General features: G+C 62.2%; 13 protein-coding genes and 1 pseudogene. 11 read left to right on the forward strand and 3 right to left on the reverse strand.

Annotation, left to right across the window (positions count from 1 at the left end; all coding sequences use genetic code 11):
• Nucleotides 1-53: 53 nt before the first annotated feature.
• Nucleotides 54-227 (reverse strand): hypothetical protein, encoded by a 174-nt coding sequence (locus IHN22_RS11665; protein WP_191435524.1) that lies wholly within the window; start codon nt 225-227, stop codon nt 54-56.
• Nucleotides 228-355: 128 nt separating this feature from the next.
• Between IHN22_RS11665 and IHN22_RS11670 the strand changes: the two genes are divergently transcribed.
• The 4 genes from IHN22_RS11670 to IHN22_RS11685 all read left to right on the forward strand — a co-directional run bounded on the left by IHN22_RS11670 (nt 356) and on the right by IHN22_RS11685 (nt 2,809).
• A complete protein-coding gene (locus tag IHN22_RS11670) occupies nt 356-535 on the forward strand; it encodes a hypothetical protein (RefSeq protein ID WP_087272846.1) in 180 nt (59 codons plus the stop codon).
• A 59-nt stretch (nt 536-594) separates the two neighbouring features.
• A complete protein-coding gene (lspA, locus tag IHN22_RS11675) occupies nt 595-1,050 on the forward strand; it encodes a signal peptidase II (protein ID WP_191435526.1) in 456 nt (151 codons plus the stop codon).
• Nucleotides 1,047-1,961, forward strand: a complete 915-nt coding sequence (locus IHN22_RS11680; protein WP_191435528.1) for an RluA family pseudouridine synthase — start codon at nt 1,047-1,049, stop codon at nt 1,959-1,961. The genes lspA and IHN22_RS11680 overlap by 4 nt, the downstream gene beginning before the upstream one ends.
• Before the next feature lie 65 nt (nt 1,962-2,026).
• Entirely contained in the window at nt 2,027-2,809 is a 783-nt protein-coding gene (locus tag IHN22_RS11685; RefSeq protein ID WP_300986569.1) for an HAD-IIB family hydrolase, read from the forward strand.
• A gap of 44 nt (nt 2,810-2,853) precedes the next feature.
• Here the strand turns inward: IHN22_RS11685 and IHN22_RS11690 are convergent, their stop codons facing one another.
• Nucleotides 2,854-3,837 carry a biotin--[acetyl-CoA-carboxylase] ligase gene (locus IHN22_RS11690; protein ID WP_191435530.1) on the reverse strand — a complete coding sequence of 328 codons (984 nt, stop codon included), beginning with the start codon at nt 3,835-3,837 and terminating at the stop codon, nt 2,854-2,856.
• A 147-nt stretch (nt 3,838-3,984) separates the two neighbouring features.
• On the opposite strand from IHN22_RS11690, the gene IHN22_RS11695 reads away from it, so the two are divergent.
• The 5 genes and pseudogenes from IHN22_RS11695 to IHN22_RS11710 all read left to right on the forward strand — a co-directional run bounded on the left by IHN22_RS11695 (nt 3,985) and on the right by IHN22_RS11710 (nt 6,120).
• Nucleotides 3,985-4,524, forward strand: a complete 540-nt coding sequence (locus tag IHN22_RS11695) for a biotin transporter BioY (protein ID WP_191435532.1) — start codon at nt 3,985-3,987, stop codon at nt 4,522-4,524.
• Nucleotides 4,525-4,587: 63 nt separating this feature from the next.
• On the forward strand, nt 4,588-4,878 hold the full coding sequence (gene yabP / locus IHN22_RS11700; protein ID WP_191435533.1) for a sporulation protein YabP: 291 nt from the start codon (nt 4,588-4,590) through the stop codon (nt 4,876-4,878).
• A 1-nt stretch (nt 4,879) separates the two neighbouring features.
• Nucleotides 4,880-5,137, forward strand: a pseudogene (gene yabQ / locus IHN22_RS12915) (spore cortex biosynthesis protein YabQ); the annotation flags it as partial.
• Between the two features lie 235 nt (nt 5,138-5,372).
• A complete protein-coding gene (locus IHN22_RS11705; protein WP_087188929.1) occupies nt 5,373-5,648 on the forward strand; it encodes a septum formation initiator family protein in 276 nt (91 codons plus the stop codon).
• 28 nt (nt 5,649-5,676) lie between these two features.
• Nucleotides 5,677-6,120, forward strand: coding sequence for a S1 RNA-binding domain-containing protein (locus IHN22_RS11710; RefSeq protein ID WP_087188930.1), 444 nt, complete (start codon nt 5,677-5,679; stop codon nt 6,118-6,120).
• A gap of 65 nt (nt 6,121-6,185) precedes the next feature.
• Here the strand turns inward: IHN22_RS11710 and IHN22_RS11715 are convergent, their stop codons facing one another.
• On the reverse strand, nt 6,186-6,755 hold the full coding sequence (locus IHN22_RS11715) for a sporulation protein (protein ID WP_087272831.1): 570 nt from the start codon (nt 6,753-6,755) through the stop codon (nt 6,186-6,188).
• A gap of 116 nt (nt 6,756-6,871) precedes the next feature.
• On the opposite strand from IHN22_RS11715, the gene IHN22_RS11720 reads away from it, so the two are divergent.
• Nucleotides 6,872-7,456 (forward strand): hydrolase, encoded by a 585-nt coding sequence (locus IHN22_RS11720; RefSeq protein WP_087272828.1) that lies wholly within the window; start codon nt 6,872-6,874, stop codon nt 7,454-7,456.
• 5 nt (nt 7,457-7,461) lie between these two features.
• Entirely contained in the window at nt 7,462-8,847 is a 1,386-nt protein-coding gene (locus tag IHN22_RS11725) for an MATE family efflux transporter (protein ID WP_191435535.1), read from the forward strand.
• Nucleotides 8,848-8,953 lie beyond the last annotated feature (106 nt).

Here is an 8,953-nt window from a genome sequence, read left to right on the forward strand (position 1 = left end):
GCCAGTCGAAAGTGGGCCGCCGGAGGCATGATCGCCTGGAATCTACCGCCCAATCACTTTGGAACAGGCCCGTTTTCCGCCTCATAGGCCCGGATGTGGACCCGAAGGAGCTGGCGGACATAGGCGGACAGGCTCCGGCAGGACTGCCGGGCCAGCCAGGCCGCCTTTTCCTTTGTCTCCGGGGTGACCTGGATGGAAATGGTGCGTGCTTTCTTTTTGTCCTCCATAGAAATGCCCCCTTTCGCTCATAATATCATTCTTAATCACTCTAGTCAACTCTATATAAATCTTTGTGAAATATCACTCTTATTGATATTATAAAGATACAAATAGATACAACGAGGAGGGAATGAGTATGGGCGTTCAGGAAGCCCCCTATTCTCTGCGGCTGGAGCATGAGGTCATGCAGAAGATCCGCGTTCTGGCCGCCAAGGAGCGGCGCTCCATCAATATGCAGCTGTGCATTGCCGTGGAATCCTATCTGAACCAGTACGAGCAGGAGCACGGGGAGATCCCCGTTCCCGCCGAGGATTGACCCCTTAGGGCCGTCCGTGTTACAATGAGAGGAACGATCTGTCAAAGGAGCCTAAAACTATGCTCTACGCCATTTTGGCCGCCGCCCTGGTGGGCCTGGATCAGCTGGTGAAGGTACTGGTCCGCCTCAACATTGCCGAGGGGGGCAGCGTGCCTTTTCTGCCCCACATCCTCCAGCTGACTTACTACCAGAACACCGGCGCGGCCTTCTCCATCTTTGAGGAACATACCTGGATTCTCACCCTGATCTCGGCGGCTGCCTCCATCCTTATCATCGTGCTGATGGTCAGAAAGACCTTCAACCACCCCTTCGGCATGGTCTCCCTGGCCCTGGTGCTGGCCGGTGCGGTGGGCAACCTCATTGACCGGCTTTTCCTGGGCTATGTCACCGATATGTTTCAGACCCTGTTTATGAACTTCCCCATCTTCAATGTGGCGGATATCTGCATTGTGTGCGGCGGCATTGCCTTCTGCGTCTACTTCCTGCTGTTCTGCAAAGAGGAGGACAAGGCATGACCCCCCTGCATCTGACCGCCGACCGGGCGGGGGAGCGGGCCGACCAGTTTCTGGCCCGGATGCTGCCCGAGCTGACCCGCTCGGCAGCCCAGCGGCTGCTGGAGGATGGGGCCGTTACCCTGAACGGCCTGCCGGTAAAGAAAAACTACAAAACCAGCCTGGGGGATGAATTGGTGCTGGCCCTGCCCGACCCCGCCCCCATTGATGTGGTGCCCCAGAACATCCCCCTGGACGTGATCTACGAGGACGACGACGTCATCGCCGTCAACAAGCCTGTGGGCCTGGTGGTCCACCCCGCCGCCGGTCATCCTGACGGCACTTTGGTCAACGCATTGTTATATCACTGCGGTAATTCACTCTCCGGAATCAACGGAGAGCTGCGCCCCGGCATTGTTCACCGCATCGACCGGGACACCTCGGGGCTCATCATTGCCGCCAAGAACGATTTTGCCCACCTGTCTCTGGCGGAGCAGCTTCAGGACCACTCCCTGTACCGGGAATATGAGGCGGTGTGCGTGGGCAATTTAAAGGACGAGTCGGGCACCGTGGACGCCCCCATCTTCCGCCACCCCACCGACCGGAAGAAAATGGCGGTGAACAAGCTCCAGGGCCGGCGGGCGGTGACCCACTGGTCGGTGCTGGAGCATTTAAACGGCTATACCCACATCCAGTGCCGCCTGGAGACCGGGCGCACCCACCAGATCCGGGTCCACATGGCCTGGATCGGCCACCCCCTGCTGGGCGACGTGGTATACGGGTCCAAAAAGCCCTGGCCGGGGCTGGCGGGGCAGTGCCTCCACGCCCGGCGGCTGTCCTTCATCCACCCCCGCACCGGGGAACGGGTCACCCTGGAGTGCCCGCTGCCCCACTGGTTTGAGGCGGTGTTGACAAAGCTGCGCGCTATGGTATAAACTTTATAATACCAGTTTAATTCAGAAGGGAGGCGGCTGCCATCGGAAAGTTTGACGGTGTTCTGCTGGTCAGCGATTTTGACGATACCCTCTATGGAGAGAATATGCAGGTGGCCCCCGCCAACCTGACCGCCCTGGACTATTTCACCCGGGAGGGGGGCATCTTTACGGTGGCCACCGGACGGGCTCACCCCACCTTTGCGCCCCACGCCCGCTGCGCCCCCATCAACGCGCCGGTGGTGCTGTCCAACGGCTCGGCTCTGTACGATTTTCATGAGGACCGGATGGTATACGAGACCTTCCTGCCCCAGCGGGTGCGGGAGGACTTGGAGCAGGTGGCCCGGGACATTCCGGAGATCGGCTTTGAGGCCTACAATCACGACGATATCTACGTCTATCAGCCCAACGAGGTCACCCACCGGCATCTGACTCGGGCGGGGGCCACTGCGTCGGAGGTGCCCATTGCCCAGATGCCTTTGCCCTGGAGCAAGGTCATTTTGCAGCAGCGCAACGAGATCCTGCTGGAGACCCAGCGGTATATGCTGGAGCGGTGGGGGGAACACTATGAGGTGATCTTCTCCAACGCCTACCTGCTGGAGCTCACCCGGAAGGGGAGCAACAAGGGCGGCATGGTGGCCTATCTGGCCCGTTATCTGGGCATCGATCCCAAGAAGATCTACTGCGTGGGGGACAACCAGAACGACATCCCCATGCTGGCCATCTCGGCCATCCCCTTTGCCCCCTCCAACTGCGCCCAGGAGGTCAAAGACTGGGGCGCCCGCATCCTGTGTTCCTGCGAGGAGGGCTGTGTGGCCCAGATCGTGGGGATTCTGGACTCCATTTATTAAAATGCAAAAAAGGACCGCACCCGATGGGGTGCGGTCCTTTTTGTTTACACATAGCCCAGCAGGCCCCGGACGGATACCTCGCCGGAGGAGAGGGCCTCCTCGCTGCCGTCGGCCCAGCGCACCACCAGGGCGAAGGTATCGTCCACCCCCACCGCCGTGCCGATGCGCTCCTCCTGGCCCCGCAGCACCTTGATCTGGCGGCCCACGGTGATGCAGTCCGCCCGGTACCGCTCCAGCCAGCTGTCCCATTGCCCGGGAAAGTCCCGGTCCAGCCTGTCCAGGGCGTCCAGCAGGGCGGCGGCCATCTCCGCCCGCCGTGGGGCCTTGCCCAGCGCCTGGGCCAGGGAGATGGCCACCGGGGCCACCTCGGGGCCAAAATCTTCTTCTGTCTGGGTCAGGTTCACCCCGATGCCCGCCACCACATAGCGCAGGGCGGCGGTCTCTCCCTCCAGCTCCAGCTCAGTGAGGATGCCGCACAGCTTGCGCCCATCCAAAATCACGTCGTTGGGCCACTTGATGCCGGGACGAATGCCACACACCTGCTCCACCGCGTCGCACACCGCCACCGCCGACCAGGCGGTGAGGGCGCTGACCTGCTCCAGGGGACAGTCCGGTTTCAGCAGGGCGGACAGGTACAGCCCCCCCGGCGGGGACACAAAGCTGCGGCCCCGGCGGCCCCGGCCTCCGGTCTGGGCGGCGGACACCACCACCAGCCCCTCGGGCACCTGATCCACCGCCCGGCGCTTCACCTCGTTGTTGGTGGAGTCCACCGTGTCCAGGCACACCAGGTTGGAGCCGATCTTCCGGCCGGGGACCATCAGCTCGCCGGGGGAGAGGAGATCGGGGGAGTCCTCCAAAGCGTAGCCCCGGCGGGGAGCGGAGGAGATCATATACCCCTCCTGCCGCAGGCCCTCCATGGCCTTCCACACCGCCGCACGGCTCACCCCCAGCTTCTGACTCATGGCCTCCCCCGACAGGGGAGCACCCCCCTGGGCCTTCAACAGGGCCAGTACCTCGTCCCGCAGCATGGTCATCCGTCCTCTCTGCTTTTTTCTATGGTATATTGTAGCCTGTCTCCGCTCTCTTTGTCAACCAATTTGATTTTATGGTTGACATTCTCTCTATTGTAAACTATAATCCAATTAGAGTTTACAATATACCCAGGAGGTACCACCATGAAAGTCAAGTCTCTGGTCCACGTCGCCGTAATGGCGGCCCTCATTACCCTGTGCGCCTGGATCACCATCCCCACGGTGGTGCCCTTTACCTTGCAGACCTTTGCCATTTTCCTGGCGGTGGGCATCCTGGGGGGCAAGCTGGGTTCCCTGTCCGTGCTGGTCTACCTGCTGCTGGGAGCGGTGGGCCTGCCGGTGTTCTCCGGCTTTTCCGGCGGCATCGGCCGGTTTGCCGGGGTCACCGGCGGCTATCTCATCGGCTTTCTCCTCATCCCCCTGGTGATGTGGGGGGCTCAGACCCTCTTTGGCAAGGGCCCGGTGGTCTTTGTGCTGTCCGCCGTTGTGGGGCAGGCGGTGTGCTACGCCTTCGGCACCGCCTGGTTCGTCCTGATGTACGCCGCCACCAGCGGCCCCATCGGGGTGGTATCCGCTCTGTGGAGCTGCGTCATCCCCTTCCTCATCCCCGATGCCCTCAAGCTGGCTCTGGCCCTGGTCCTCAGCCGCCGGCTGGCCCCTGCGATGGCAAAGGCCATGGCGTGACTCATATCCCATGCCCCTGTCCCATATAGTAGAGACAAGACTATGTGGGAAAGGGGCATTGTCATGCCGTATGAAAGTGAACGGGGCCGGCCGGAGGTGGCCCACCATCTGATCCTGGAGGACCGGGAGCGCCTGTCGGTGTCCGGGGTGGAGGAGGTGGAGAGCTTTGACGAAAACACCATCGTCATGCACACCTCCCAGGGCACCCTGATCATCCGGGGGGAAAATCTGCACATTGAAAAGCTCAGTCTGGACGGCGGGGACCTGAAGGTGGAGGGGGACGTGGACTCCCTGACCTACGAGGACGGCCGGGGGGATAAGTCCGGCGGCTTCTTCGGCCGCCTGTTCCGTTGAGATGGAGATCTGGGTATCGGAGCAGGCCCTCTTTCTGCTGGGAGCGGTGGGCCTGGGGGCGGCGGCAGGGCTGATCTACGATCTGCTGCGCATCCTGCGGGTACGCCTGCCCCTCCCCCTCATCGGGGGACTGCTGGACCTGCTGTTCTGGCTGGTGGTGACGGCGGCCATCTTTGTCTACTCCACGGTGGCAGGCCGGGGACAGGTGCGGGGCTATCTGCTGGCCGGGATACTGGCCGGCGGCGGGGTCTACTTCTGGGCCCTGAGCCGGGGCTTTTTGTGGCTGGGCTACCGGCTGGCAGATTTTGTTGGGGCGGTCTGGCATATTGTGACACTACCGGTTGTGGTGCTGGGCAAGCTGTGTAAAAAAATCGGAAAATCCGCAAAAAAAGCCTTCCATTATCGGCCGAAGTGGTATAAAATAAATGCAATATCCGATGAAACGGAAGATGCCCCCCGGTCAGACCGGGCCGCCGACGGGGAAGGAGTCACCCATGAAACTCAAGAAAGCATCCCTTCTGACCAAACTCGTCATCCTGGCGCTGCTCATCGGCACGGCCACCGGCCTGCTGACCATGCGCAGTCAGCTCCAGGCCGCTCAGGCCGATCTGGCCACCGCCCAACAGCAGGTGGAGGAGCAGAAGCAAGTCAACGCCGACCTGGCCGACGCCGTGGAAAACAGCGGTGATCCGGACCGGCAGGCTGACCTGGCCCGTGAGAAACTGGGCCTGGTGGAGCCGGGCGAGTACGTCTTCCAGTTCACCGATTGAATTTTGAAAGAGAGGATTTTTCACGCACATGGAGTTTGGTGTTGGTACGATTGTGGAAGGAAAGGTCACAGGCATCACGAAGTTCGGCGCTTTCGTCTCGCTGCCCGAGGGCAAATCGGGGCTGGTGCATATCTCTGAGATTGCCTATTCCTATGTAAACGATGTAAAGGATCATCTGAAGGAAGGGCAGGAGGTCAAGGTCAAGGTCATCGGCATCGACGAGAACGGCCGTATCAACCTCTCCATTAAAAAGGCTATGGATCCGCCTCCCCGTCCCGCCGGTCACGGCGGTCAGGGCCGTCCCGGCGGACGCGACCGCGGCTTCAACGGCGGTTTCCGTGGCAAGCCCGCTCCCGCCGAGCCCACCACCTTTGAGGATCGGCTGAAGCAGTTTATGGCCTCCTCCGACAGCAAGCTGTCCGAGCTGCGCCAGGCCGAGCGCCGCAGCTCCCGCCGCGGCGGCCGGAAGTAATTCCATCCGTACATCACAAATCCCCGCGTCTCAAGACGCGGGGATTTTTCTTTGCCGGGGCGAAGTCATCCCCCCAGCACCTGCCACACCCCCAGGGCGATGAGGAGCAGGCCGGACAGGGGGAGGGCGAACCGGCCCAGCAGCCGCCCGGCCACCTTGTCGGCCAGCACCCGGCCCAGGGGCAGAGCAGCCAGGGTAAGTATGAAATTGGCCAGAGAGGCCAGAACCGGGCCTACGCCGGAGGCCCCGGCGGCCACACCCACCCCGGCGTTGTTCACCGCCAGGGCGGCGGCCAGAGCCACCCAGCCCAGCAGGCTCTTCCCGGCGGCGGGGGTATCCTCCTGTCCGGTCTCTCCCAGACCCCGCAGCCAGTCCAGCACGAACCACAGCCCGATCCCCGCCAGCACCAGCCCCCCCAGGGCTCCGGCAAAGCTGCGGCCCAGGGTGGCCGCCGCCCCCTCGCCCAGCACCAGGGACAGCCAGGTGATGAGGGTGGTCAGCCCCGCAATGACCAGGGTGTGGGCAGGGGAGGGACGTACCCCCCGCACCGCCCAGCCCATGGCCAGGATCACCGTATCAAAATTACAGGCGGCGGCAAACAGGACCGCCGCCGCCAGCATGGAAAACCACTCCATGGAGCACCTCCTGTTCCGCCCATTCTATTCGGGGTACGAATCAGCGGTGCATGGGGTGGTTTTTTGTGGGGGGCTGTGCTATACTGGCATTTAAGCCAATGACAAGGAGGTCTGTCATGGACAGCAAGGAAGTATTTCTTCAGATTTACCGGGACAACATACACCGGGAGGGCTCCGACGCTCTGCTGGACTACCTGGAGCACAAGAGCGACTTTTTCACCTCTCCCGCCTCCGCCCGGTTCCACGGTTCCTACCCCGGCGGCCTGTGCGAGCACAGCGTCAACGTCTACCGCTGCCTGGAGGCCTATCTGGAGCGGGAACGGGTACGGGAGCTGTATGGCCTGGATTACTCCCCGGAGACGGTTGCCCTGGTCTCCCTCCTCCATGACGTATGCAAAATCGGCTGCTACCGGGGCGGCACCCGCAATGTAAAGGGCCCCGACGGCAAGTGGCAGAGCGTGCCCACCTTCTTCTATGAGGATAATCTTCCCTACGGTCACGGGGAGAAGAGCGTGTACATTCTCTCCGGCTTTTTGCGCCTCACCCGGGAGGAGGCCATGGCCATCCGCTGGCACATGGGCTTCTCCGGCGACGAGGACAAGCGGCTGGTGGGGCAGGCCTTCCAGCAGTATCCTCTGGCCTTCGCCCTCAGCGTGGCGGACATGGAGGCCACCTATTTTCTGGAGAAAGACGAGGCGTAATGGCTGTGGCAAAACGAGAAAACGACCTGGGCCGGGACCCGGTAGGCAAGCTGCTGCTGCGGCTGGCGCTGCCCTCGGTCACCGCCCAACTGGTAAACGCCCTGTACAACATTGTGGACCGGATCTACATCGGCCACATCGAAGGAGTGGGAGACCTGGCCCTTACTGGTCTTGGCGTATGCTTCCCGGTGCTGATGTTTGTCTCCGCCATCTCCGCCCTGGTGGGCATGGGCGGCGGCTCCCGGGCTGTGGTACGGATGGGCGAGGGCAAGGAGGATCAGGCCAACGCCATCCTGGGTAACTGCACCGCCCTGCTCATCGCCCTGTCGGTGCTGGTGACCGCCCTCTTCCTGGCCATCAAGGAGCCTATGCTCCTCCTCTTCGGTGCCACGAAGGAGACCATCGGCTTCGCCACCGACTATCTGACCATCTATCTGTGGGGCACCATTTTTGTGGAGATCTCCCTGGGGCTTAACTTCTTTATCACCTCCCAGGGCTTTTCCACCATCTCCATGGCCACGGTGCTCATCGGCGCGGTGACCAACATCGTGCTGGACCCGGTGTTTATCTTCGGCTTCAACATGGGCGTCAAGGGCGCGGCCCTGGCCACCATCACCGCCCAGGGCGTCTCGGCGGTGTGGGTGCTCCGGTTCCTCACCGGCAAGCGCACCAGGCTGCGGCTGCAGCGGCGGCACTTCCGCATCAATCCCAAGGTACTGGCCCCGGTGGTGGCCCTGGGTGTGTCCCCCTTCATCATGAACGCCACTGAGAGCCTGGTAAACGTAGCCTTCAACGCCTCCCTGAAGGCCTACGGCGGCACCTCCGCCGTGGGGGCCATGACCATCTGCTCCAGCGTGCTGCAGATCTTCTTCCTGCTCCTCCAGGGCATCGCCCAGGGGGCCCAGCCCATCATCGGCTTCAACTACGGCGCTGGCAACCTGGACCGGGTGAAGAAGGCTTTCAAGCTGCTGCTGATCAGCGCCTTTACTTTCAGCTGTACCGCCTGCCTGGCTCTGGAGCTCTTCCCCCACGCCTTTGTGATGCTCTTCAACGATAAGCCGGAGCTGGTGGATCTGGCGGTGTGGGCCCTGCGGATCTATGTGTGCGGAATGTTTATGCTGGGGGTCCAGACCTCCTGTCAGCAGACCTTCGTGGCCCTGGGCCAAGCCAAGATCTCCCTGTTTCTGGCCCTGCTGCGGAAGGTCATCCTGCTGCTTCCCCTCATTTTCATCCTGCCCCGGCTCATCACCGGCCATCAGGTCATGGCGGTGTTTCTGGCTGAGCCGGTGGCCGACGTTCTGGCCGCCCTCACCACCGGGTCCATGTTCCTGTGGCGCTTCCCCCGCATTCTGGCCCGCCGCCAGAAGGAACTGGATGCCAAACACGCCTGAATACGGTAAAAAGGGCCTGTTGCAAAATAGCTGTTTTGCACAAGCCTGTCATTGCGAGCCAGTGCGCACACTGGCGTGGCAATCCGTTTCCTCGGCAAAAGGGGCG

It is taken from the genome of Flavonifractor sp. An112, assembly GCF_904377885.1.
Taxonomy (GTDB): Bacteria; Bacillota; Clostridia; order Oscillospirales; family Oscillospiraceae; genus Flavonifractor; species Flavonifractor avicola.

Bases quoted from the DNA above. Each gene is read 5' to 3' on its own strand.
- IHN22_RS11710 (WP_087188930.1), top strand. From the start codon at position 5,677: ATGGAGTTTGGTGTTGGTACGATTGTGGAAGGAAAGGTCACAGGCATC.
- IHN22_RS11720 (WP_087272828.1), top strand. From the start codon at position 6,872: ATGGACAGCAAGGAAGTATTTCTTCAGATTTACCGGGACAACATACAC.
- IHN22_RS11715 (WP_087272831.1), bottom strand. From the start codon at position 6,755: ATGGAGTGGTTTTCCATGCTGGCGGCGGCGGTCCTGTTTGCCGCCGCC.
- IHN22_RS11690 (WP_191435530.1), bottom strand. From the start codon at position 3,837: ATGCTGCGGGACGAGGTACTGGCCCTGTTGAAGGCCCAGGGGGGTGCT.
- IHN22_RS11705 (WP_087188929.1), top strand. From the start codon at position 5,373: ATGAAACTCAAGAAAGCATCCCTTCTGACCAAACTCGTCATCCTGGCG.
- IHN22_RS11665 (WP_191435524.1), bottom strand. From the start codon at position 227: ATGGAGGACAAAAAGAAAGCACGCACCATTTCCATCCAGGTCACCCCG.
- IHN22_RS11695 (WP_191435532.1), top strand. From the start codon at position 3,985: ATGAAAGTCAAGTCTCTGGTCCACGTCGCCGTAATGGCGGCCCTCATT.
- IHN22_RS11670 (WP_087272846.1), top strand. From the start codon at position 356: ATGGGCGTTCAGGAAGCCCCCTATTCTCTGCGGCTGGAGCATGAGGTC.
- yabP (WP_191435533.1), top strand. From the start codon at position 4,588: ATGCCGTATGAAAGTGAACGGGGCCGGCCGGAGGTGGCCCACCATCTG.
- IHN22_RS11680 (WP_191435528.1), top strand. From the start codon at position 1,047: ATGACCCCCCTGCATCTGACCGCCGACCGGGCGGGGGAGCGGGCCGAC.
- lspA (WP_191435526.1), top strand. From the start codon at position 595: ATGCTCTACGCCATTTTGGCCGCCGCCCTGGTGGGCCTGGATCAGCTG.